Here is a 22,311-nt window from a genome sequence, read left to right as displayed (position 1 = left end):
TCTGATTCTTTACCAGTGAAGCTGTCTCAAGCCTGTACGTAACGCTGCAAACCCTGCACCAGCGCATCAAATGTCACGCGGCAGCGCGGGCTGTTGCGCAGGTCTTCGTGCATGGTTACCCAGGTGTCCAATTTGAGCGCAAAGCCATCGGGCAGCACCCGGCGCAAACGCGGGTCGCGCTGGGCCAGTTGCACCTGGCAGCCGCCGATACCGGCACCGGCGCGGATCAGCGCCAGTTGCGCCAGGTCGCTGTCGCTGCTGATGGCGAAGGCGCTGCGTTCAAAGCCCTTGATGGCCAGGCTGCGGATAAACGCGTTTTCCTGGTCGAAACCGATGACGTAATGGTTGACCAGATCCTGCATGTGCAGAGGAATGCCATGCAGTTGCAGGTAATCGTCGCGGGCGTGCAAGCCGACCTCAATCAAACCGACGCGCTGCGCCAGCAGTTGCTCCTGACTGGGGCGGACCATGCGCACGGCAATGTCGGCTTCCAATTGCAGCAGGTCGCTGAGGCGGTTGGTCAGCACCAGTTCAACCCGCAGGTGCGGGTGCTCGCGGCGCAATTGGGTGATGATCGGCGGCAGTACTTCCACGCCGACCACCTCGCTGGTGGAAACTCGCACCACCCCGCGCACTTCATCGCCGTGGGATGAGGCGGCGCGCTCCAGGGCGGCGGCGGTGCGTTCCATGGTGTCGGCATGGGCGCGCAAGGTGTGGGCCACCGCCGTCGGCAACAGCCCGGCGGGCGAGCGGGTGAACAGCACCACGCCCAGTTCGGCTTCCAGCGCAGCGATGTGCCGGCCCACCGTAGGCTGTGTGATACCGAGCTGCCGCGCGGCACCCGATAACGATCCCTCCTTGAGTACGCCGAGGAACGACCGGTAAAGCTCCCATCCAATTGTCGATGCCATGCATAAATGTATAGCGGCTGGATGGTCTTCGGCAATTTATCTATAGCCAGGCTGCGCACACACTGGCCTCACCAACCCGTGGAGGAGAAGGTGATGAGCAAGGTTCTGGTGCTGGGTGCAACCGGCGGGATCGGCGGTGAAGTGGCGCGGCAGTTGCACGCGTCAGGCTGGGAAGTGTGTGCGCTGACGCGCAATGTGGGCAAAGCCCGCCAGGCGAATGCCGACTTTTCCTGGATCGAGGGCGATGCGCTCAACCGTGATGAGGTGCTGGCCGCCGCCCGTGGTTGTGCGGTGATCGTGCATGCCGTCAACCCACCGGGTTATCGCAACTGGGCTGAGCTGGTCATGCCGATGATCGACAACAGCATTGCGGCGGCCATCGCCGAGGGCGCGACGATTGTGTTGCCGGGCACGGTCTACAACTTCGGGCCGGATGTGTTTCCGGTGCTGTATGAGGATTCGCCGCAGCACCCGCGAACGCGCAAGGGGGCTATCCGCGTACAGCTGGAGCAGCGTCTGGAACAGGCGTCCCTCCGTGGCGCCCGTGTGCTGATTGTGCGCGCCGGGGATTTTTTCGGCGCTCGGGTGGCCAACAACTGGTTTGCCCAAGGCTTGATCAAACCCGGCAAACCGGTACACGCCGTGAGCTATCCGGGCGCGCCGGGTGTGGCGCATCAATGGGCTTATTTGCCGGACGTGGCGCGCACCCTGGTCGAGCTGCTTGAACGCCGGTCAACCCTGGAAGCTTTTGCGCGCTTTCACATGGCCGGGCATATGGACACGGACGGCACGCAGATGACCCACGCGATCCAGCAGGTGGTGCTGCGCAGGACAGGCCAGCAACCACGCGTAGGTCGTTTCCCATGGTGGTTGCTGACAGTGGCCGCGCCCTTTGTCGTCACTCTTCGCGAGATGCAGGAGATGCGTTACCTGTGGCAAACCCCATTGCGTCTGGATAACACGCGCTTGGTCGCGGCCTTGGGTCGCGAGCCGCACACGCCGCTGGAACAGGCGGTGGAAGCTACATTGCTCGGTCTGGGGTGTTTGCCTGACGCCGTCTGATCAAACGCACATACACCGCGATATTGACCAGCAGCACCACGGCACCCAGCCCCAGTTGAATCTCTGGTGTCAGCCCGGCCGGGTAGATCAGCGTAAGCAGGTAATGCTCGATAAAACCGCCGCCATAACCGTCCTGCCCGGCGAGGTGACGCAGCAGGTTCTCCCAGCGGGTCAGCGGGCAGGGCAGGTGGAACACTTCCACCGCCACGCCCCAGGCTGCAGCCACATGACTGGCCGCCACTTGAGCGCCAGCAACCCGCCAAACAGCACGAACAGGATAAAACACAGGTGGAACAGCACGAGGCTGTCGGCGGCAATGCGATAGAGCATGAAGAGGTTCGCTTTTATCAGGGCTGGCGTTGAGTTTGCAGGTAGTCGATAAACACGCGCAGTTTTTTTGGCGTGTTGCTGCGGTTGAAGTCATACAAGTACAGCGCACTGTGGGCACCTTGAATAGCGCCGCAGGGTGAAAGGCCGCCAAGGTTGCTTACCAACGCTGTAGGCCGCTATTGTGCTGAATCCTTTTAGTCCTTCCCCCAAGGTTCTGTTGCGATGAATGTACCGCGTACCGCAGTCGGTCCCATCAAGGCCGTGATTTTCGATATGGACGGGTTGTTGCTGGATACCGAAGGCATCTACACCGAAGTGACACAGATCATCGCCGAACGCTACGGCCGCACCTACGATTGGGGCATCAAGCAACACATCATCGGCCGAGGCGCCCAGGACCTGGCCGACTATGTGGTGAAAGCGCTGGACTTGCCAATCACCCCGGCGGAGTTTCTGCAGATTCGCGAGCCTTTGATGAGTGAGCGTTTCCCCAAAGCCCTGGGCATGCCGGGGGCCGAAGCGCTGGTGCGGCACCTGAAGGCGCACAATATCCCGATTGCCGTGGGCACCAGTTCGTCGCGCAATTCATTTGGCCACAAGACCACCTTGCACCGTGAATGGTTTGGCTTGTTCGGCACCATCGTCACCGCCGATGACCCTGAAGTGGGGGCCGCCAAACCCGCGCCGGATATCTTCCTCACCGCCGCCCGCCGCCTGGGTGTCGCGCCTGAGGATTGCCTGGTGTTCGAAGACTCGCCGTTTGGCGTGACCGCCGCCAAGGCCGCCCACATGACTGCCATCGCCGTGCCCGATGAGGCCATGGCCGACAGCAAGTACCAGCATGCCGACCAGATCATCCGCAAGCTGGCGGACTTCGACCTGGCGGCCTACGGCTTGCCGCCAATGTCCTGAGTAAAACACGCTCAAAAAAATGTGGGAGCTGGCTTGTCGGGTCGCCGCATCGCTGCGATGGCGATCTTGAGGACGCTATCGCAGGCAAGCCAGCTCCCACATTTGGTTTGGCAGTGCTGCAGAAGTCTCAGGCGCTGAAACCACCATCAATGGTCAAGCTCGCGCCCGTGATGTAGCCCGCTTCCGGGCCAGCCAGATACGCCACGAAGCTGGCAATCTCCTCGACCTGCCCATACCGCCCAACCGCCATCAACCCCATCAAACTCTCGGCAAACTCACTGTCCGCCGGGTTCATATCGGTATCCACCGGCCCGGGCTGCACATTGTTAATGGTGATGCCACGCGGTCCCAGATCCCGTGCCAGGCCCTTGGTCAGCCCCACCAGCGCCGCCTTGCTCATCGCATACGGCCCGCCACCGCCAAACGGCATGCGCTCGGCATTGGTGCTGCCGATATTGATCACGCGGCCGCCTTCGCCCATGTGTTTGGCTGCTTCCTGAGTGGCGATAAATACGCTGCGCACATTGATCGCCAGGGTCTGGTCGAAGTCTTCCAGCGTGAAGTCTTCCAGTGGCGCGATGGCCAGCACACCGGCGTTGTTCACCAGGATATCCAGGCGCCCAAAGGCTTCGACGGTGGCGTTGACCGCGTTGCGAATCGCCGTGGCATCGGCGCTGTCGGCCTGAATGGCCAAGGCTTTGCCGCCTGCACTGATCACGCTGTTTTGCAGTTCCTCGGCCTTGGCGGCGGAGCTGACGTAGGTAAAGGCGACGGCCGCGCCTTGCGCTGCCAGGCGCTTGACGATGGCAGCGCCAATGCCGCGGGAGCCGCCCTGGATCAATGCAACTTTGCCGCTGAGGTTGTGTGTGTTCATGTCGATCTCCAAGTAGTTGATGAGCCGAGTATCGGCCTCACCCACCCATGTCGGTAGACCGTGATTGCTATAGTCTGTGTAAACCAAAAGTTTAGAGTGGTCGACATGGAAAGCTTTGGCAGTATCGAATGTTTCGTGCGCAGTGCCGAAGGTGGCAGCTTCGCCGAAGCGGCCCGGCATCTGAGTTTGACCCCGGCGGCCGTGGGTAAAAGCGTCGCCAAGCTGGAAGCGCGCCTGGGGGTTCGGCTGTTTCAGCGTAGCACTCGGCGGCTGACGCTGACCGAAGCCGGCAAGCTGTTCCTCGAAGAAGTCAGCGCCAGCCTCACCACCATCCAGAACGCGGTGGCTAACCTTGCCAGCGCCGAAGGGCGGCCGGTGGGTACCTTGAAAGTCAGCATGGGCACGGTGGTCGGGTGTTTGTATATCGTGCCGTTGCTGGGCGAGTTTCTGAAACGCTTCCCCGATATCAGCCCCGACTGGCATTTTGATAATCGCCAGGTTGATCTGATTGGCCAAGGGTTCGACGCCGCATTGGGCGGTGGGTTTGAACTGCCTCAGGGCGTGGTCGCGCGTAAGCTCGCGCCGGCGCATCGAGTGCTGGTGGCCTCACCGGATTATCTGGCGACACGTGCGAGGGTGTTGCAGCCCGAAGACCTTGAGCACTGCGAAGGCATTCTGATTCGTTCGCCACAAACCGGCCGCGTGCGCTCCTGGCAGCTGACCGGTCGCCACGGCGGGCACGCCCCGCTGAACCTCAAGGCGCGCATGACCATGAGCGATTCCCAGGCGGCCTGCGTCGCGGCAGACCAGGCGTTGGGCATCGCGCTGGTGAGCATGCCGTTTGCCGTGCCTTGGCTGGCCAGCGGCAAGTTGGTACGCGTACTGCCCGACTGGTACGTCGACGATGGCAACATCTCCATTTACTACGCTGAACACAAACTGCTGCCCGGCAAAACCCGGGCGTTTGTCGACTTCATCATCGAGCAGTTTGCCGAGCAGAAACTGGGGCAAGTGTTCAGCGCGATTTGATCACGGCGATCTGCCGAGTGGCGGCCAATGTCTGTGGTGAGGCGCCCGTTGTGGCGAGCAGGCTTGCCCTGCGTTGGGCTGCGAAGCAGCCCCAAATCCAGGCGCTGAGTACCTTCAGAAGGAACTTCAGTGCGTTTACTGGGGCCGCTGCGCAGCCCAACGCAGGGCAAGCCTGCTCGCCACAGGAGAATATGGATGCCTTCAGCGGTGGCCTGGCCAGCCGATCACCTTCTTCGGCCGTGGCGTTGCATAAGTCCTGATCTTCGACGTCGACAACCCCAGGCGCACCAGCGATTCGGCAATGGTCACCGCCGCCGTGACGCCATCCACCACCGGCACGCCGGTACGCTGGCGAATCTGCTCATCCAGCCCAGCCATGCCGCCGCAGCCCAGGCAGATGACTTCGGCCTTGTCGTCGCGAATGGCCAGCTCCGCCTCGCGCACGATGGCTTCCATGGCGGCCAGCGGGTCTTCTTCCAGCTCCAGCACCGCCATGCCGCTGGCGCGGACCGAGGCGCAGCGTTGATAGAGACCTGCGAGTTTCAGGCGGTCTTCGATCAGCGGCACGGTGCGGTCCAGGGTAGTCACCACCGAATAGGCATGCCCCAGAAACATCGCCGTGCTGGCCGCCGCCTCGGTAATGTCCACCACCGGCACGTTGAGCAATTCCTGCAAGCCTTCACGGCCATGTTCGCCGTAGCCGGCCTGGATCACCGCATCGAACGGTTGATCGTAGGCCATCACCCGGTCCATCACGGCGATGGCGGCCAGGTAGCTTTCAAAGTTGCCTTCCACCGATTCGGCGCCAAAGAACGGCGTAAGCCCGACGATTTCGGTGCCCGGTGACGCCACGGCCCGCGCCTGCTGGGCGATGGTGTCGGTGATGGATGCGGTGGTGTTGACGTTGACCACGAGGATGCGCATGGAATGTCCTTGATTAATGAATGACGTTATCGACTGCAATGCTTTCGCCGCTGACATCGGCGTAGAACCCTTGGCGCTTGGCAATCAGCAAGTACAGCAGCCCTGCAATACCGGCGCCAAACAGCCAGGAAAACGGTGCCACGCTGGCAAAACCCGGCAACAGCGCCAGCAGAATCGCGATGACTGCTGCCGGAATAAACGCCGCGACCGCGCGTAAATTGACCCCACGGCTGTAGTAATAAACGCCATTCGGGTCTTCGCTATACAGCTGCAGTACATCCACCTGGCTTTTACGGATCAGCCAATAATCGACCATGATCACCCCATACAACGGCCCCAGCAGCGCACCCAGCCCGGAGAGGAAATACACGATCACCAGCGGGCTGTTGTAGAGGTTCCACGGCAGGATCAGCACCGCCACAGTGGCGCTGATCAGCCCGGCCCGCCGGAAGTTCAGGTACTTGGGCGCCAGGTTGCTGAGCACAAAGGCCGGCGCGACAAAGTTGGCCATGATGTTCACCGCCACGGTAACGATCAGGAACGCCAGGCAGCCGAGCACGAGGAAGAAGGTATTGGGGATGGCCGCGATGATTTCGGTCGGGCTTTCGATCACTCGGCCATTGAGCTGGAATTGCCCGCCGCAGAGCAATACGGTGATCGCGGCAAACACCAGGATATTCACCGGCAAGCCCCAGAAGTTGCCGACCAGGATGGTTTTGCGGCAGGGCGAGGAGCGGGCGAAATCGCAGAAATTGAGGATCAGCGTGCCGTAGATGCTCAGCCACAGCGCGCCACCGGCAAAGATATTGCGCCACATCTCGCCGCCGCTCAAAGGCTCGCGGATCGACCAGGCAATATTGCCGCCGACCTGAAAGTACATCCAGCCGGCCAGCGACGCCACGGTCACCAGAATCACCGGCCCGGCGAAGGCTTCATAGCGGCGCACCATTTCCATGCCGTAGGCCAGGATCGCCAACTGCACAAACCAGATCGTTATAAAACACGCCCAGCCCAGGGTCGACAGGCCGAGGATGGCGTTGTGGTCATAATCGGCAAATCCTGGATGAATCGCCGACAGCAGCACACGAAAAACCACCGAGGCCAGGTAGGTCTGAATACCAAACCAGGCAATCGCAATCACCGCGCGGATCAACGCCGGGATCTGCGCACCATGAATGCCGAAACTGATACGGCTGATCACCGGAAACGGCACCCCGGTTTTCTGGCCCATAAACCCCGACAAGTTCATGAAGAAATACACCAGCGCTGCGCCGATCCCCAGGGACAGCAGAATCTGCCAGCCGCCGAGGCCCAGCGCATACAGGCCGATGGCAAACGAATAGTTGGCGATGTTGTGCACGTCGTTGGTCCACAACGCGAAGATGCTGTAACGCCCCCAGCGTCGGCCTTCGGCTTTGGTGGGCGCCAGGTCCTTGTTGTGCAGGCGCGGGCTGAGCACCAATGGGCCGGGGCTTGCCGCCTCGGGGTTCAGGGCGGAGGAGGGCAGATCCAGTGCGATGTCATTCGAGAGGCTTGTACGCATTCCGGCAGGCTCCGGCGCATCTGCAGGAACGCTGCAGATGGCAAAGTGTATGTATGTTTTGTATTTATTGTATACAAAGCGTCATTCACCTTAAGCCACATGTGTGCCAGTTTTGGATCTATGAAAATCAAGGTTAATTTCGTTTTTTTAGGTTTTATAAATAACTAGCTGAATTAAAAGCAATATAAATTGACCGATTGAACAGGTAATTATTTTTTGACGGGGAGGCGCGCTATTGAAGCGCCGAACAGCATGCGGAAATGGGTGTTACGTTTTGGTGCGGATGACCCTGGATTGCACACATAAATGGCACTTATGGTTACATTGGTGTGTACATTTTTACGGTGTCGCGCAAAAAAAATGTGGGAGCGGGCTTGCCCGCGATTACGGTGGATCAGTCGATATCTTCATGACTGATAAACCGCAATCGCGGGCAAGCCCGCTCCCACATTGATTATTGACCGTAAGGGAATCAAGCCTTGCTGATGATATTCCCAGCATGCAGCCCGCATTCCTTCTGCGTTGCCTCTTCCCACCACCAACGCCCTTCGCGCTCGTGCTGATTAGGCAATACCGGGCGGGTGCAGGGCTCGCAGCCGATGCTGATAAACCCGCGCTCATGCAGGGTGTTGTAGGGCAGCTCCAGCATGCGAATGTAGCCCCAGACTTCCTCGCTGGTCATCTGCGCCAGCGGGTTGAATTTGTACAGGGTGCGCTCCGGGGTGGAGAACGCCGTATCGATCTCCAGCGCCGCCACCTGGCTGCGGGTGCCGGGGCTCTGGTCGCGGCGTTGGCCGGTGGCCCAGGCGCTTACGTCGGACAGTTTGCGCCGCAGCGGCTCGATCTTGCGCACGCCGCAGCATTCGCCATGGCCGTCTTTATAGAAGCTGAACAGGCCCTTTTCCTTGACGAAGGGTTCCAGCTTGCTCTGGTCCGGCGAAATCAACTCGATGTCGATCTTGTAGAAGTCGCGCACCTGCTCGATAAACCGGTAGGTCTCCGGGTGCAGGCGGCCGGTGTCGAGGCTGAACACCTTGATGTTCTTGTTCAGCTTCCAAGCCATATCGACCAGCACCACATCCTCGGCACCGCTGAAGGAAATCCACAGGTCATCACCGAACTGGCTGAATGCCAGCTTGAGAATGTCCTGGGCGGATTTGTTGGCATAAGTCGCGGCGAGTTCAGCGACGTCGAAGGCTTGGTTCATCAGGACGGTTCCTACAGGTCAGTGGCGCTGAGCGCTCTATAGGGGAGCGATGGTATCAAAATCCGCTCTGCGTTGCGGCGCCGCGCTTGAATCGCTAGAGTTCGGCAGTCCTTTTGCTCGCTCAACTAATAACATCCAATAGGAGTGTCTTGTGGAAATTGCCTGTCTCGACCTGGAAGGGGTGCTGGTCCCGGAAATCTGGATCGCCTTCGCTGAAAAAACCGGTATTGAATCCCTGCGGGCCACCACTCGTGACATTCCCGACTACGACGTGCTGATGAAGCAGCGTCTGCGCATTCTTGACGAGCATGGGCTCAAACTTGCCGATATCCAGGAGGTGATCGCCACCCTCAAGCCGCTGGATGGCGCCATCGAGTTCGTCAACTGGCTGCGCGAACGCTTCCAGGTGGTGATTCTGTCGGACACCTTCTACGAATTTTCCCAGCCTTTGATGCGCCAGCTGGGTTTCCCGACCTTGCTGTGCCACCGCCTGATCACTGATGAACATGATCGAGTGGTGAACTATCAACTGCGTCAGAAAGACCCTAAGCGCCAGTCCGTGCTGGCGTTCAAGACCCTTTACTACCGCGTGATCGCCGCTGGCGATTCCTACAATGACACCACGATGCTGGGTGAAGCTGACCGCGGGATTCTGTTTCATGCGCCGGAAAATGTGATTCGCGAGTTCCCGCAGTTCCCGGCGGTGCACACCTTTGAGGACTTGAAGAAAGAGTTTATCAAGGCATCGAATCGGCAGTTGAGCCTGTAATACACCCAGCGCTGTTGATGGCCCCATCGCAGGCAAACCAGCGCCCACACTGAATGCGGTCAGCCTGTGGGAGCTGGCTTGCCTGCGATGAGGCCCGTGCGGCCACTGTGCCTAAACCCCGGCCAGTAACCGCTCATAAGGAATGCTCAAGCCTTCATGCAGCCGCTTGATCATCGACAGGCTCAGCTTGCGCTTGTGGTTAAGCACCTCTGACACCCGCCCACTGGTGCCAATGAAGGGCTCCAGATCACGGGCAGTCATGCCAAGCTGTTCCATGCGAAATTTAATCGCTTCCACCGGGTCCGAAGGTGGCATTGGAAAGTGTTCCGCCTCGTACTTCTCGATGAGTACGGCGAGAATTTCCAGCTCGTCACCCTCAGGCGAGCCGATTGGCGCGCCCCAAAGCTGCTCCACACGCGCAAGCGCGGCAGTCAGGTCTTCCTGGGAATGAATAGGTTTGATGTTCATCACACGGTCTCCGCGTTTATCTGGTCATACTGCATATGGGTGCCCACGAAGCGCACGAACCCCAGCTGTCGTTGATAGTCGATCGCCATGATCACTCGATACTTGTTGCCGCCCACGTTGAAAACAACCCTGCTGCCCTTGAGAATACTCGCCGTTCTAAGCTCTGCCTTGAGTGCCTGTGGCGTTGTGTAAGTGGTCCTCTCCATATGGCGATACAGTTCGACCAGCGGTGTTTTGGCATCGGTATAAGCGGGATGGCTTTCCCAGAATGTCCTTAAGGTAGAGAGGGCGATTATCCGCATCGCTGTATCCTCCCAATTTGGGAGATATTAGGTGGGGTTAGTGTGAGATGCAATCTCGGAATTAATTTCTGACGAATAGGCAGTCGCTTCATGTGATCCTTCACAGGTGGCGGGTGGACGGTCTGAACCGGACGCTATCCGCCCGCTCATACTTCGTCCACAGCCGTTCTGATTCAGGTTTTTTCTGTCGCTGGGCGCCGCGTACGAGCGCCAGGAAAGGTGGGGTGCTACAGGTTTTCCAACGTGTGTAACAAGACCCGTACTTTGGTCAGCGACTCTTGATACTCCGCCTCCCACTGCGAGTCCGCGACAATTCCGCCGCCGCCCCAGCAGTTCACGTGCCCATCCTTGACCAGCAGACTGCGGATGGCGATGGAGCTGTCCATCTCGCCGCGTACATCCAGATACACCAGCGAGCCGCAGTACAACCCGCGTCGGGTCGGCTCCAGCTCATCGATGATCTGCATCGCGCGAATCTTCGGCGCGCCGGTGATGGAGCCGCCAGGGAAGCTGCCGGCGATCAGGTCGAGGGCGTCTTTGTCGTCGGCCAGCACCCCGGTCACGCTGCTCACCAAGTGGTGCACATTGGGATAGCTTTCCAGGCTGAACAACTCCGGCACCTTCACCGAACCGGTGCGGCACGTGCGGCCGAGGTCGTTGCGCAGCAGGTCGACAATCATCAGGTTTTCGGCGCGATCCTTGGGGCTGGCCAGGAGTTCGGCGGCGTTGGCGGCATCCTCTTCGGGCGTCAAACCCCGCGGGCGGGTGCCTTTGATCGGGCGGGTTTCCACCTGGCGTTCGTTGATCTGCACGAAGCGTTCCGGCGACAGACTGAGTACCGCGCCGTCATCCGGCAGGCTCTGAAACCCGGAAAACGGTGTAGGGCAGGCCTCTCGCAGCGCGCAATACGCGACCCAGGGATCGCCGGCACAGGGCGCGCGAAAACGTTGCGCAAAGTTGACCTGGTAGCAGTCGCCCGCCTGGATGTAGGCCTGGATACGCACGATGGCCTGTCGGTAGGCCTCGGGCGTAAGGTCCGGCGCCATGGGACCGTTCAGCTTGAAAGTGTCAGATGATTGAGCCGTTGGTTGCCCAAACAGGTCGAGCAACCGAAGCCGTTCGCTGTCGGCCAACGCGGGGTGAAATACCAACTGGCTGGTCTGCGCCTGGTGATCGCTGATCAGCGCCCAGGCATACAGCCCGAAGCGCGCATCCGGCAGGTGCAGGTCATCCACGGCCCAATCAGGCAGTTGCTCCAGGTGCCGGCCAAAGTCGTAACTCAAGTAGCCAATCAAGCCGCCAGCGAAGGGCAGCGCATAACCTGCCGGCAGATCCGCTTCGCCCAACTGCGTCAGGTTTGCCCGCAAGCGTTGCAGGAAATCGCCGCCACTTTCGTCAGGCGCTACCGTCAATGTCGCTTGCGGCCAGGCGCTGAGCAGGTCATAACGCCCGCGTTCGGCTGCCGGGCGGCCACTGTCGAGCAGCACTGCGCCAGGGGCATGACGAATCGCCGCAAAGTAGTCGGCGGGGTTGGCCCGGTAGGGCAGCGGGTGTACGGAGCAGGTCGACATTGCAGGGTGGATCAGCTGTTGGCGTGGGGGTGGCGATTGTAGTCCCCTGAAGGGTTTGGTCCTAGAGGGGATGTCGGTGATAGCTCGATAGAGGTGTTGCTTGTCAGAAAGCTATCGCAGGCAAGCCAGCTCCCACTGGTTGATCGCGTTCTCCTGTGGGAGCTGGCTTGCCTGCGATGAGGCGATCAGCCTTCTACCGCAGGAATATGCCCAAACATTTCCTGCACAAACTTCACGCGTTCTTCCGCAGTTTCGGTCACGCCAGCTGCTTTGAGTTCGTCCAGTCGCGCTTCCACCGCGTGGGTACGCAACGTCAAACCGCAGTCATTGGCGATCTGGATATTCAGCCCCGGCCGCGCATTCAGCTCCAGGATCAACGGGCCTTTTTCCTGGTCCAGCACCATGTCCACGCCGATATAGCCCAGCCCGCACAGCTCGTAGCAGCCGGCCGCAAGCTTCATGAAGCCGTCCCAGTTGGGCAACTGCACGCCATCTACCGCGTTGGTGGTGTCGGGGTGTTTGGTAATGATGTTGTTCAGCCAGGTGCCGCGCAGGGTCAGGCCGGTGGCGAGGTCCACGCCCACGCCAATCGCGCCCTGGTGCAGGTTGGCCTTGCCGCCGGACTGGCGGGTCGGCAGGCGCAGCATGGCCATCACCGGGTAGCCCATCAGCACGATAATGCGGATATCCGGCACGCCTTCGTAGCTGATGCTCTTGAAGATCTGGTCGGGCACCACGCGGTATTCGATCAGTGCGCGGTCGCGGTGGCCACCCAGGGAATACAAACCGGTGAGGATGCTGGAGATCTGGTGCTCGATTTCTTCATGGCTGATGATCTTGCCGGACACCGTGCGGTAGCGCCCTTCAAACCGGTCGGCCACCACCAGGATGCCATCACCGCCGGCGCCCTGGGCCGGTTTGATTACGAAGTCGCTGCGCCCGCCGATGATGTCGTCGAGCTTGTCGATTTCCTTCTCGGTGGAAATGACCCCGTACATCTCGGGCACATGGATGCCCGCTGCAATCGCCCGTTCCTTGGTGATGATCTTGTCATCCACGATCGGGTACAGGCTGCGCTTGTTGTATTTGAGCACGTAGTCGGCGTTTCGCCGGTTGATGCCCATGATCCCCCGCGCTTCGAGGGCCTTCCAGGTTTTCCAGAAGCCGAACATTACGAGTCAGCCTTGAGGAAGGCCTTGAAACGCACCAGCTCGGTGAGGCGATAGCCGCGATAGCGACCCATGGCCAGCATGAAACCCACCAGGATCAACAGGATGGCCGGGAAGGTGAACACAAAGTAAACCAGCTCCGGCACGCTCATGATGATGTGGGCCAGGGCGGCGGCGAACAGGGTGCCCACGGCCACTTTCAACGCATGGTTGGCGCCGCGTTCTTCCCAGGTGATCGACAGACGCTCGATGGTCATGGTCAGAATCACCATCGGGAACAGCGCCACCGACAGCCCGCGTTCCAGGCCCAGCTTGTGGCTGAACAGGCTGATGGCCGCAATCAGCACCACCACAAAGGTCAGCACCACCGAGAGCCTTGGCAGCATCTGCAACTTCAAATGTTCCAGATACGATCTGAGCGACAGGCCCAGCGCGGTGATGATGGTAAACAGCGCAATGCCGAAGCCCAACTGCGTCTCGCGAAACGCCAGGGCGATCAGTACCGGGGTGAAGGTGCCCAGGGTTTGCAGGCCGATCAGGTTGCGCAGGATCAGAATCACCAGCACGCCGATGGGGATCATCACCATGATCATGAAGGTCTGCTGGGTTTGCAGCGGCAAGCCGTACAACGAGTATTCGAGGAAATTGGCGTCGGTGTTTTCGTCGGTCAGCTTGGCCAGGCGAATCGCGTTCATCTCGCTGTTGTTCAGGCTGAAGGTCACCATGGCTTTCTTGCCGCCCTCCACCGAAATCAGGTTTTCATCACCGGTCCACCACAGCAGGCGGTCGGCAGGCAGGCCCTGCTCGCCGGTTTCCGGGTTGAAGTACAGCCAGTCATTGCCGTTGAAGCTGCGCAGCCACAGTTCCGGGGTTTGCGGCTGGTCGGCGACGAGCCGGATAGTGTGGACTTTTTCCACCGGCACATGGGCGATGGACAGCAACAGTTCGACGATCTTGGCTTTGTGCGGCGTGGACGGGTCGCCCGCCAGCAGCAGCTTTACATTGTCGTCGTTGAGGTTGTTGGTGCGCTTGATCGCTTCGGTGATAAAGGTCTCGACGTCGGCCGAATGCTGGCGGATCGGCGCCAGCAGGGCTTCGGCGGCGATTTTTTCGGGGCCTTCGACGGCGATACTGTCGCGGAAGGTGGGGCCTTTGACCTTGACCTTTTCGCCGCTGTAACGCTTGGTCAGCACCAGGCGGTAATACAACGTCTGGTTGCCCTTGGCGCGGCGCGCCGACCAGGTGACCTTGCGGTTGCCGTCGGCGCGGTTGACGCTCACGCCGTAGTTATTGGAAATAAAACTCTCGTTAAGGCTGACGAAGTCGCGGCTCAGGGGCGGCACGAACATCGAAATTTTCACCGGGTCCTTGGGGTTGGCGACGAATTCGACCTTGGCGTCGATGTTCCACAAGTCGTCGGTGGCGTCCTCGGTGACGGGGATCCCCAGCACGAAAATCTGGTAGGCGGTGACCGAAATACCCAATACCACCAGGATGGTGATGAGGATTCTCAGGTGCAGGGTCAGAGAGCGCATTCGGTTTACTCGGCGGTATGAGCGTCGGCGGCGCAGGCGGGTTTGCCCGCTGCGTATTTAAGACTGGGGTCGACCAGCGCATCAAAGCGTTTCAACGCTTCGGAGCCGATCAGCAGCGGGTATTGGAAGGCGCTGCGGTCAGTCAAGTTCACTTCGATGCTGCGTAAAGCGGTGCCCATGCAGATATCCAGGGCAATCACTGGGCGGGCGGTGTAGTTCTTGTCCTCATCGGGGTCGTAGTCACCGGCGCGGCGCTTGATCTTGCTCACGCGGGCCAGAGGACGTTCGATGGGGTGGGAATGGGCGGTGTCGATGGCGAGATAAAAGCGTACCCAGGATTCGCCGTTGCGCTTGAAGCGCTTGATATCGCGGGCGCTCAACGAGGCGGTCTTGGCGCCGGTGTCGAGTTTGGCGGCCACTTCCAGGTCGATGCCTGCCAGTTTGGCGTATTCATTCAGGCCATACACGGTCTTCTCGGCGGCAACGCCAAGGCCAGGTATGCACAGTAGGCAAATAATAAGAAGGAAGGGCTTGAGTCTCATAGATCCTGACGCGGTGCAGTGCGATGTTCAATTCAAGGCGACTGGCATTGCTGCGCAAACTCCCTCGTGCGCCGTTTCATCAAGTGATGTCAGGCAAAAGCGGCGGGCATTCTAACATGATGCTTTTCTGGCGCCAGCGCTGGCAGGCGGCCATGCCCAGTGAAGGTGGGGCAAGAGTTATTAGACGATTGTCGACAATGTGTATTTATTCTTTGACTAACAGGGCTTGATTGGCTAGTTTTTGCGGCATTGCTTTTAAAGGTGTCGACAATATGCTGGATCAACTGGAAACGCCGGTGGTGGCGCAAGACGATTCCCAGACCATGTCCGAGAACGTTTTCCGGCGCATCCAGGCCGCCATCGTCAAAGGCGAGATCGCTCCCGGCAGCAAAATCTCCGAACCGGAGCTGGCGCGCACCTACGGCATCAGCCGTGGCCCTTTGCGTGAGGCTATCCACCGCCTCGAAGGCCAGCGCCTGCTGGTGCGCGTGCCTCACGTCGGCGCCAGAGTGGTGTCCTTGAGCCATGCCGAGCTGATCGAGCTGTATGAAATCCGCGAATCCCTGGAAGGCATGGCTTGCCGCCTGGCGGCCGAGCGCATGACCGACGCGGAAATCGAAGAGCTGCGCCAGGTGTTGCACACCCATGAGCGCGACGAAGCGTTCCAGGCGGGCCTGGGCTACTACCAGCAGGAGGGCGACTTCGATTTTCATTACCGGATAATTCAAGGCGCCGGGAACCGCACCCTTACCCAAATGCTCTGCGGCGAGCTGTACCAGTTGGTGCGCATGTACCGCATCCAGTTTTCCGCCACCCCTAATCGTCCACGCCAGGCTTTTGCCGAGCATCACCGCATTCTTGACGCGATTGCCGATCGCGACGGTGAACTGGCCGAGTTGTTGATGCGCCGCCATATCGGCGCTTCCAAACGCAATATTGCCCGTCACTTCCCGGACGGCGCTCCTTCATCACGAGGTGAGTCATGAGTTCCAACAATAAAACCACTCCAGGCCAGCGTTTTCGTGACGCCGTCGCCAGTGAACAGCCCTTGCAGGTGGTCGGTGCGATCAACGCCAACCACGCGCTGTTGGCCAAGCGCGCCGGTTTCAAGGCGATTTATCTGTCAGGCGGCGGCGTAGCTGCCGGTTCCCTGGGCGTGCCGGACCTGGGCATCACCGGCCTGGATGACGTACTCACCGACGTACGCCGCATCACCGACGTGTGCGACCTGCCGTTGCTGGTCGACGTCGACACCGGTTTCGGCTCCTCGGCGTTCAACGTGGCGCGCACCGTCAAGTCGATGATCAAGTTCGGCGCCGCCGCCATCCACATCGAAGACCAGGTTGGCGCCAAGCGTTGCGGGCATCGCCCGAACAAAGAAATTGTGTCCCAGCAGGAAATGGTCGACCGCATCAAGGCCGCCGTGGACGCACGCACCGACGACAGCTTCGTGATCATGGCGCGTACCGACGCGCTGGCGGTTGAAGGCTTGGAGTCGGCCTTGGAGCGTGCCGCCGCCTGCATCGAAGCCGGCGCCGACATGGTGTTCCCGGAAGCCATCACTGAGCTGGAGATGTACAAGCTCTTCGCGTCAAAGGTAAAGGCCCCGATCCTGGCTAACATTACCGAGTTCGGTGCAACCCCTCTCTATACAGTCGATCAACTGAAATCTGCCGATGTTTCCATCGTGCTGTACCCGCTCTCGGCTTTCCGCGCCATGAACAAGGCCGCCGAGAACGTCTACACCGCGATCCGTCGCGACGGTACGCAACAGAACGTGATCGACACCATGCAAACCCGCATGGAGCTTTACGATCGCATCGACTACCACACCTTCGAGCAGAAGCTCGACGCGCTGTTCGCCGCGAAAAAGTAACGAACGCGCCTCCCTGAATAACTACAAAATTGGAGAAGAACCATGGCTGAAGCAAAAGTACTGAGTGGCGCCGGCCTGCGTGGCCAGGTGGCCGGGCAGACCGCACTGTCCACCGTCGGCCAGGCCGGTGCCGGCTTGACCTATCGCGGCTATGACGTTCGCGAATTGGCCGCCGATGCGCAATTTGAAGAAGTCGCCTACCTGCTGCTCTACGGTGAGTTGCCGAGCAAAACCGAATTGGCCGCTTACAGCGCCAAACTCAGCAAACTGCGCGACCTGCCGCAAGCGCTTAAAGAAGTATTGGAACGCATCCCCGCCGACGCCCACCCGATGGACGTGATGCGCACCGGTTGCTCGTTCCTGGGCAATATCGAGCCCGAGAAAGACTTCAGCGCCCAGCACGATGTCACCGACCGCCTGCTCGCCGCTTTCCCGGCGATCATGTGCTACTGGTATCGCTTCAGCCACGACGGCAAGAAGATTGACTGCGTGACCGACGAGCCCAGCATCGGCGGCCACTTCCTGCACCTGCTGCATGGCAAGAAGCCGAGCGCGCTGCATGAAAAAGTCATGAACGTGTCGCTGATCCTCTACGCCGAGCACGAATTCAACGCCTCGACATTCACCGCCCGCGTATGTGCTTCAACCCTGTCCGATCTGTATTCCTGCGTGACCGCCGCCATCGGCTCGCTGCGCGGCCCGTTGCATGGCGGCGCCAACGAAGCGGCGATGGAGATGATCGAGCGTTTCGGCTCGGCCGAAGAAGCCGTCGAAGGCACCCTCGGCATGCTGGCGCGCAAAGACAAGATCATGGGGTTTGGCCACGCGATCTACAAAGACAGCGACCCGCGTAATGAAGTGATCAAGGGCTGGGCGAAAAAGCTCGCCGATGAGGTGGGCGACAAGGTGTTGTTCCCGGTCTCGGAGGCTATCGACAAGACCATGTGGGAACAGAAAAAGCTGTTCCCCAACGCCGACTTCTACCATGCCTCGGCGTACCACTTCATGGGCATTCCGACCAAGCTGTTCACGCCGATCTTCGTGTGCTCGCGCCTGACCGGCTGGGCCGCGCATGTGTTCGAGCAGCGCGCCAATAACCGCATCATCCGTCCAAGCGCCGAGTACATCGGCGTAGAACAGCGCAAGTTCGTGCCAATCGAACGTCGCTGAGTGGGCTGAACCCGGCACATTGGCCAATGTGCTGTTCTGTGGGAGCAGGCAAGCCAGCTCCCACAGAGAGCCAGGCCAGTGTCGACAGTTCGCCTTGTGAACCTACCGTGACCGAGTCCTGACGATGAACACTGAATTTCGCAAACCGCTGCCCGGCAGCCGCCTGGATTTCTTCGACGCCCGCGCGGCTGTCGAGGCAATCACCCCCGGCGCCTATGCCACCTTGCCGTACACCTCGCGCGTGCTCGCCGAAAACCTGGTACGCCGCTGCGACCCGGCCACCCTCAATGCTTCCCTGAGCCAACTGATCGAACGCAAGCGCGACCTCGACTTCCCATGGTTCCCGGCGCGTGTGGTGTGCCACGACATCCTCGGCCAGACCGCGTTGGTCGACCTCGCCGGCCTGCGCGATGCCATTGCCCTGCAGGGCGGTGACCCGGCGCAGGTCAACCCGGTGGTGCCGACCCAACTGATCGTCGACCACTCCCTGGCCGTCGAAGCCGGTGGTTTTGACCCGCAGGCCTTCGAGAAAAACCGCGCCATCGAAGACCGTCGTAACGAAGACCGTTTCCACTTTATCGAGTGGACCAAAAAGGCCTTCAAGAACGTCGACGTGATCCCGCCGGGCAACGGCATCATGCACCAGATCAACCTGGAGAAAATGTCTCCGGTGATCCAGGTGCGCGATGGCGTGGCCTTCCCCGACACCTGTGTCGGCACCGACAGCCACACGCCGCACGTGGATGCCCTGGGCGTGATCGCCATCGGCGTCGGTGGCCTTGAAGCCGAGAGCGTGATGCTGGGCCGCGCCTCATGGATGCGCCTGCCGGAAAGCGTCGGCGTGGAGCTGACGGGCAAGCTGCAACCGGGCATCACCGCCACCGACATGGTGCTGGCGCTGACCGAGTTCCTGCGCAAACAGAAAGTCGTGGGTGCCTGGCTGGAGTTCTTCGGCGAAGGCGCTTCGGCACTCACCCTGGGCGACCGCGCGACCATCTCCAACATGGCCCCGGAATACGGCGCTACCGCCGCGATGTTCTACATCGACCAGCAAACCATTGCCTACCTGAAACTCACTGGCCGTGAAGACGAACAGGTCACGCTGGTCGAGCAATACGCCCGCCATACCGGCCTGTGGGCAGACGACCTCAAGGGCGCGCAATACGAGCGTGGCCTGACCTTCGACCTGTCCAGCGTCGTGCGCAACATGGCCGGCCCGAGTAACCCGCATGCGCGCGTGGCGACCAGCGATCTGGCGTCCAAAGGCATCTCCGGTCAGTGGGACGAAGTGCCGGGGCAAATGCCCGACGGCGCGGTGATCATCGCCGCCATTACCAGTTGCACCAACACCAGCAACCCGCGCAATGTGATCGCCGCCGGCCTCTTGGCGCGCAACGCCAACAAGCTCGGGCTGACCCGTAAACCGTGGGTCAAATCCTCGCTGGCGCCGGGCTCGAAAACCGTGGCCATGTACCTGGAAGAAGCCGGCCTGGGCCATGAGCTGGACAAGCTCGGCTTTGGCGTGGTGGCGTTTGCTTGCACCACCTGCAACGGCATGTCCGGTGCGCTCGACCCGCTGATCCAGCAAGAAATCATCGACCGCGACCTGTACGCCACGGCCGTTTTGTCGGGTAACCGCAACTTCGACGGGCGTATTCACCCGTATGCCAAGCAAGCCTTCCTGGCGTCGCCGCCGCTGGTAGTGGCCTATGCGATTGCTGGCACCATCCGTTTCGACATCGAAAAGGACGTGCTGGGCCTGGATGCCGACGGCAAGGAAATCCGCCTGAAAGACATCTGGCCGAGCGACGAAGAAATCGACGCTGTGGTCAAGGCCTCGGTCAAGCCGGAGCAGTTCCGCGCCGTCTATATCCCGATGTTCGCGATCCACGAAGACACCGGCCCCAAAGTCGCGCCGTTGTACGACTGGCGCCCGCAAAGTACCTATATCCGTCGCCCACCTTACTGGGAAGGTGCGTTGGCCGGTGCGCGGCCGCTCAAGGGCATGCGCCCGCTGGCGGTACTGCCGGACAACATCACCACCGACCACCTGTCGCCGTCCAACGCGATCATGCTCGACAGCGCCGCGGGTGAATACCTGGCGAAAATGGGCCTGCCGGAAGTCGACTTCAACTCTTACGCGACCCATCGCGGCGACCACTTGACCGCCCAGCGCGCGACCTTCGCCAACCCGAAACTGTTCAACGAAATGGTGCTGGAAAACGGCAAGGTCAAGCAGGGTTCCCTGGCGCGTATCGAGCCGGAAGGCCAGGTCACGCGGATGTGGGAAGCCATCGAAACCTACATGGAACGCAAGCAGCCGCTGATCATCATCGCCGGCGCCGACTACGGCCAGGGCTCGTCCCGCGACTGGGCGGCCAAGGGCGTGCGCCTGGCCGGTGTGGAGGCGATTGCCGCCGAAGGGTTCGAGCGCATCCACCGCACCAACCTGGTGGGCATGGGCGTGTTGCCGCTGGAATTTTTGCCGGGCACCGACCGCCACACACTGAAGATCGACGGCAGCGAAACCTATGACGTGGTCGGCCAACGCACCCCGCGTGCGCAACTGACGTTGGTGATCAACCGCAAGAATGGCGAACGTGTCGAAGTGCCGGTGACCTGCCGCCTGGACACCGCCGAAGAAGTGTCGATCTACGAGGCGGGTGGCGTGTTGCAACGTTTTGCCCAGGACTTCCTGGAATCGGCGGCGACCGCTTAAGGGGATAACCATGGCACATGCAGCGCAAATCAAGATCCCCGCCACCTACATGCGTGGCGGTACCAGCAAGGGCGTGTTTTTCAGCCTCAAGGACCTGCCCGAATCGGCGCAGGTGCCGGGTGCTGCTCGCGATGCCTTGCTGTTAAGGGTCATCGGTAGCCCTGACCCCTACGACAAGCAGATCGACGGCATGGGCGGTGCAACCTCCAGCACCAGCAAAACCGTAATCCTGGCCAAAAGCACCCGCGCCGATCACGACGTGGATTACCTGTTTGGCCAGGTCTCGATCGACAAGCCGTTTGTCGACTGGAGCGGCAACTGCGGCAACCTGTCGGCGGCGGTGGGTTCGTTTGCCATCAGCGCCGGCCTGGTTGACCCGGCCCGCGTGCCGCCTAACGGTGTGGCGGTGGTGCGGGTGTGGCAGGCCAATATCGGCAAGACCATCATCGCTCACGTGCCGATCACCGACGGCGCGGTGCAGGAAACCGGCGACTTTGAGCTCGACGGCGTGACCTTCCCGGCCGCCGAAGTGCAGCTGGAGTTCATGGACCCGGCAGCGGAAGAAGAGGGTGGCGGTGGCTCGATGTTTCCCACCGGCAACCTGATCGACGACCTGGAAGTGCCGGGAGTCGGCACCTTCAAGGCGACGCTGATCAACGCCGGCATCCCGACCATTTTTATCAACGCCGAAGACCTCGGCTACACCGGCACCGAGCTGCAAGGCGCGGTCAACAGCGACCCGAAAGCACTGGCGATGTTCGAGACCGTGCGGGCCTATGGCGCGTTGCGCATGGGCCTGATCAAACACCTGGACGAAGCCGCCCAGCGCCAGCACACGCCGAAGGTCGCATTTGTGGCCAAACCTTTGGATTACGTGGCGTCCAGTGGCAAGGCAATCAAGGCCGGCGATGTGGATTTGCTGGTGCGCGCACTCTCCATGGGCAAGCTGCACCACGCGATGATGGGCACAGCGGCGGTGGCGATTGGCACGGCGGCAGCGATTTCCGGCACCCTGGTCAACCTCGCGGCCGGTGGTGTGGAGCGCAACGCGGTGCGGTTCGGGCACCCGTCCGGCACTTTGCGCGTGGGCGCCGAGGCCACCCAGGTAAACGGCGAATGGGTGGTAAAAAAAGCCATCATGAGCCGCAGCGCACGGGTGCTGATGGAAGGTTTCGTGCGCGTCCCCGGCGACGCGTTCTAACCCTTGCGGGAGCTGGCTTGTGTGGGAGCTGGCTTGCCTGCGATGCAGACACCTCTGTGTATCAGACGAACCGAGGTGATGCCATCGCGGGCAAGCCCGGCTCCCACACAAGCCCGCTCCCACAGGTAATCCTCTATTTCAAGGCAGACACACAAGATCTGCTCTCCAACAACCGTAAGCCCGAGGACTAACCCCAA

General features: G+C 60.7%; 22 protein-coding genes. 9 read left to right on the top strand and 13 right to left on the bottom strand.

Annotation, left to right across the window (positions count from 1 at the left end):
* Positions 1–26 precede the first annotated feature (26 nt).
* A complete protein-coding gene (locus ASE80_RS26870; RefSeq protein WP_056861593.1) occupies positions 27–911 on the bottom strand; it encodes a LysR family transcriptional regulator in 885 nt (294 codons plus the stop codon).
* Between the two features lie 93 nt (positions 912–1,004).
* Between ASE80_RS26870 and ASE80_RS26865 the strand changes: the two genes are divergently transcribed.
* Positions 1,005–1,973, top strand: a complete 969-nt coding sequence (locus ASE80_RS26865) for an NAD(P)H-binding protein (RefSeq protein ID WP_056861592.1) — start codon at positions 1,005–1,007, stop codon at positions 1,971–1,973.
* Here the strand turns inward: ASE80_RS26865 and ASE80_RS26860 are convergent.
* A complete protein-coding gene (locus ASE80_RS26860) occupies positions 1,933–2,259 on the bottom strand; it encodes a DUF2784 domain-containing protein (protein WP_236708871.1) in 327 nt (108 codons plus the stop codon). The two genes, ASE80_RS26865 and ASE80_RS26860, sit on opposite strands and share 41 nt — an antisense overlap.
* A 61-nt stretch (positions 2,260–2,320) precedes the next feature.
* A complete protein-coding gene (locus ASE80_RS30975) occupies positions 2,321–2,467 on the bottom strand; it encodes a hypothetical protein (RefSeq protein ID WP_156376425.1) in 147 nt (48 codons plus the stop codon).
* 58 nt (positions 2,468–2,525) lie between these two features.
* On the opposite strand from ASE80_RS30975, the gene ASE80_RS26855 reads away from it, so the two are divergent.
* Positions 2,526–3,215 (top strand): HAD-IA family hydrolase, encoded by a 690-nt coding sequence (locus ASE80_RS26855; protein ID WP_056861591.1) that lies wholly within the window; start codon positions 2,526–2,528, stop codon positions 3,213–3,215.
* A gap of 127 nt (positions 3,216–3,342) precedes the next feature.
* On the opposite strand, the gene ASE80_RS26850 is transcribed toward ASE80_RS26855, so the two are convergent.
* Positions 3,343–4,089 carry a 3-oxoacyl-ACP reductase family protein gene (locus tag ASE80_RS26850; RefSeq protein ID WP_056861590.1) on the bottom strand — a complete coding sequence of 249 codons (747 nt, stop codon included), beginning with the start codon at positions 4,087–4,089 and terminating at the stop codon, positions 3,343–3,345.
* Positions 4,090–4,194: 105 nt separating this feature from the next.
* Between ASE80_RS26850 and ASE80_RS26845 the strand changes: the two genes are divergently transcribed.
* Positions 4,195–5,118: a LysR family transcriptional regulator gene (locus ASE80_RS26845; RefSeq protein WP_056861589.1), complete on the top strand. Its 924-nt coding sequence runs from the start codon at positions 4,195–4,197 to the stop codon at positions 5,116–5,118.
* 201 nt (positions 5,119–5,319) lie between these two features.
* Here ASE80_RS26845 and ASE80_RS26840 read toward each other — a convergent pair whose 3' ends face one another.
* The 3 genes from ASE80_RS26840 to ASE80_RS26830 form a co-directional block, all read right to left on the bottom strand.
* Positions 5,320–6,042: an aspartate/glutamate racemase family protein gene (locus tag ASE80_RS26840; protein WP_056861588.1), complete on the bottom strand. Its 723-nt coding sequence runs from the start codon at positions 6,040–6,042 to the stop codon at positions 5,320–5,322.
* A gap of 13 nt (positions 6,043–6,055) precedes the next feature.
* Positions 6,056–7,585, bottom strand: a complete 1,530-nt coding sequence (locus ASE80_RS26835) for an NCS1 family nucleobase:cation symporter-1 (RefSeq protein WP_056861587.1) — start codon at positions 7,583–7,585, stop codon at positions 6,056–6,058.
* 472 nt (positions 7,586–8,057) lie between these two features.
* A complete protein-coding gene (locus tag ASE80_RS26830) occupies positions 8,058–8,792 on the bottom strand; it encodes a phosphoadenylyl-sulfate reductase (protein ID WP_056861586.1) in 735 nt (244 codons plus the stop codon).
* A gap of 151 nt (positions 8,793–8,943) precedes the next feature.
* Between ASE80_RS26830 and thrH the strand changes: the two genes are divergently transcribed.
* Positions 8,944–9,561, top strand: coding sequence for a bifunctional phosphoserine phosphatase/homoserine phosphotransferase ThrH (gene thrH / locus ASE80_RS26825; RefSeq protein ID WP_056861585.1), 618 nt, complete (start codon positions 8,944–8,946; stop codon positions 9,559–9,561).
* A gap of 111 nt (positions 9,562–9,672) precedes the next feature.
* On the opposite strand, the gene ASE80_RS26820 is transcribed toward thrH, so the two are convergent.
* The 6 genes from ASE80_RS26820 to rloA all read right to left on the bottom strand — a co-directional run bounded on the left by ASE80_RS26820 (position 9,673) and on the right by rloA (position 15,148).
* Positions 9,673–10,029, bottom strand: coding sequence for a helix-turn-helix domain-containing protein (locus tag ASE80_RS26820; protein ID WP_056861584.1), 357 nt, complete (start codon positions 10,027–10,029; stop codon positions 9,673–9,675).
* Positions 10,029–10,331, bottom strand: a complete 303-nt coding sequence (locus tag ASE80_RS26815) for a type II toxin-antitoxin system HigB family toxin (RefSeq protein WP_056861583.1) — start codon at positions 10,329–10,331, stop codon at positions 10,029–10,031. Before ASE80_RS26815 ends, ASE80_RS26820 begins: the two co-directional genes overlap by 1 nt.
* Before the next feature lie 227 nt (positions 10,332–10,558).
* A complete protein-coding gene (gene pabB / locus ASE80_RS26810; RefSeq protein WP_056861582.1) occupies positions 10,559–11,902 on the bottom strand; it encodes an aminodeoxychorismate synthase component I in 1,344 nt (447 codons plus the stop codon).
* A 185-nt stretch (positions 11,903–12,087) separates the two neighbouring features.
* Complete coding sequence (locus ASE80_RS26805) at positions 12,088–13,074, bottom strand: alpha-L-glutamate ligase-like protein (protein ID WP_056861581.1); 987 nt, start codon at positions 13,072–13,074, stop codon at positions 12,088–12,090.
* Entirely contained in the window at positions 13,074–14,606 is a 1,533-nt protein-coding gene (gene rloB / locus ASE80_RS26800) for an osmotic stress tolerance membrane protein RloB (protein WP_056861580.1), read from the bottom strand. Before rloB ends, ASE80_RS26805 begins: the two co-directional genes overlap by 1 nt.
* A 5-nt stretch (positions 14,607–14,611) precedes the next feature.
* A complete protein-coding gene (gene rloA, locus ASE80_RS26795) occupies positions 14,612–15,148 on the bottom strand; it encodes a retropepsin-like aspartic peptidase RloA (protein ID WP_056861579.1) in 537 nt (178 codons plus the stop codon).
* 272 nt (positions 15,149–15,420) lie between these two features.
* Between rloA and ASE80_RS26790 the strand changes: the two genes are divergently transcribed.
* The 5 genes from ASE80_RS26790 to prpF all read left to right on the top strand — a co-directional run bounded on the left by ASE80_RS26790 (position 15,421) and on the right by prpF (position 22,114).
* A complete protein-coding gene (locus ASE80_RS26790; protein WP_056861578.1) occupies positions 15,421–16,134 on the top strand; it encodes a GntR family transcriptional regulator in 714 nt (237 codons plus the stop codon).
* Positions 16,131–17,024, top strand: a complete 894-nt coding sequence (gene prpB / locus ASE80_RS26785; protein WP_017134742.1) for a methylisocitrate lyase — start codon at positions 16,131–16,133, stop codon at positions 17,022–17,024. Before ASE80_RS26790 ends, prpB begins: the two co-directional genes overlap by 4 nt.
* A gap of 42 nt (positions 17,025–17,066) precedes the next feature.
* Positions 17,067–18,194, top strand: coding sequence for a bifunctional 2-methylcitrate synthase/citrate synthase (gene prpC / locus ASE80_RS26780; protein ID WP_017134743.1), 1,128 nt, complete (start codon positions 17,067–17,069; stop codon positions 18,192–18,194).
* A 124-nt stretch (positions 18,195–18,318) separates the two neighbouring features.
* Entirely contained in the window at positions 18,319–20,913 is a 2,595-nt protein-coding gene (gene acnD, locus ASE80_RS26775) for a Fe/S-dependent 2-methylisocitrate dehydratase AcnD (RefSeq protein WP_056861577.1), read from the top strand.
* A gap of 10 nt (positions 20,914–20,923) precedes the next feature.
* Entirely contained in the window at positions 20,924–22,114 is a 1,191-nt protein-coding gene (gene prpF / locus ASE80_RS26770) for a 2-methylaconitate cis-trans isomerase PrpF (RefSeq protein ID WP_056861576.1), read from the top strand.
* Positions 22,115–22,311: the final 197 nt, after the last annotated feature.

The organism is Pseudomonas sp. Leaf15 (genome assembly GCF_001421425.1).
Classification (GTDB): Bacteria; Pseudomonadota; Gammaproteobacteria; order Pseudomonadales; family Pseudomonadaceae; genus Aquipseudomonas; species Aquipseudomonas salomonii.
This window is presented reverse-complemented; position numbering and strand designations above follow the sequence as displayed.

Excerpts from the sequence above, each read along its gene's own strand:
- ASE80_RS26840 (WP_056861588.1), bottom strand. The coding sequence starts at position 6,042 with ATGCGCATCCTCGTGGTCAACGTCAACACCACCGCATCCATCACCGAC.
- ASE80_RS26820 (WP_056861584.1), bottom strand. The coding sequence starts at position 10,029 with ATGAACATCAAACCTATTCATTCCCAGGAAGACCTGACTGCCGCGCTT.
- ASE80_RS26845 (WP_056861589.1), top strand. The coding sequence starts at position 4,195 with ATGGAAAGCTTTGGCAGTATCGAATGTTTCGTGCGCAGTGCCGAAGGT.
- rloB (WP_056861580.1), bottom strand. The coding sequence starts at position 14,606 with ATGCGCTCTCTGACCCTGCACCTGAGAATCCTCATCACCATCCTGGTG.
- ASE80_RS26830 (WP_056861586.1), bottom strand. The coding sequence starts at position 8,792 with ATGAACCAAGCCTTCGACGTCGCTGAACTCGCCGCGACTTATGCCAAC.
- pabB (WP_056861582.1), bottom strand. The coding sequence starts at position 11,902 with ATGTCGACCTGCTCCGTACACCCGCTGCCCTACCGGGCCAACCCCGCC.
- ASE80_RS26835 (WP_056861587.1), bottom strand. The coding sequence starts at position 7,585 with ATGCGTACAAGCCTCTCGAATGACATCGCACTGGATCTGCCCTCCTCC.
- prpB (WP_017134742.1), top strand. The coding sequence starts at position 16,131 with ATGAGTTCCAACAATAAAACCACTCCAGGCCAGCGTTTTCGTGACGCC.
- ASE80_RS26805 (WP_056861581.1), bottom strand. The coding sequence starts at position 13,074 with ATGTTCGGCTTCTGGAAAACCTGGAAGGCCCTCGAAGCGCGGGGGATC.
- prpF (WP_056861576.1), top strand. The coding sequence starts at position 20,924 with ATGGCACATGCAGCGCAAATCAAGATCCCCGCCACCTACATGCGTGGC.
- prpC (WP_017134743.1), top strand. The coding sequence starts at position 17,067 with ATGGCTGAAGCAAAAGTACTGAGTGGCGCCGGCCTGCGTGGCCAGGTG.
- ASE80_RS26850 (WP_056861590.1), bottom strand. The coding sequence starts at position 4,089 with ATGAACACACACAACCTCAGCGGCAAAGTTGCATTGATCCAGGGCGGC.
- ASE80_RS26790 (WP_056861578.1), top strand. The coding sequence starts at position 15,421 with ATGCTGGATCAACTGGAAACGCCGGTGGTGGCGCAAGACGATTCCCAG.
- rloA (WP_056861579.1), bottom strand. The coding sequence starts at position 15,148 with ATGAGACTCAAGCCCTTCCTTCTTATTATTTGCCTACTGTGCATACCT.
- ASE80_RS26815 (WP_056861583.1), bottom strand. The coding sequence starts at position 10,331 with ATGCGGATAATCGCCCTCTCTACCTTAAGGACATTCTGGGAAAGCCAT.
- ASE80_RS26855 (WP_056861591.1), top strand. The coding sequence starts at position 2,526 with ATGAATGTACCGCGTACCGCAGTCGGTCCCATCAAGGCCGTGATTTTC.
- ASE80_RS26865 (WP_056861592.1), top strand. The coding sequence starts at position 1,005 with ATGAGCAAGGTTCTGGTGCTGGGTGCAACCGGCGGGATCGGCGGTGAA.
- acnD (WP_056861577.1), top strand. The coding sequence starts at position 18,319 with ATGAACACTGAATTTCGCAAACCGCTGCCCGGCAGCCGCCTGGATTTC.
- ASE80_RS26870 (WP_056861593.1), bottom strand. The coding sequence starts at position 911 with ATGGCATCGACAATTGGATGGGAGCTTTACCGGTCGTTCCTCGGCGTA.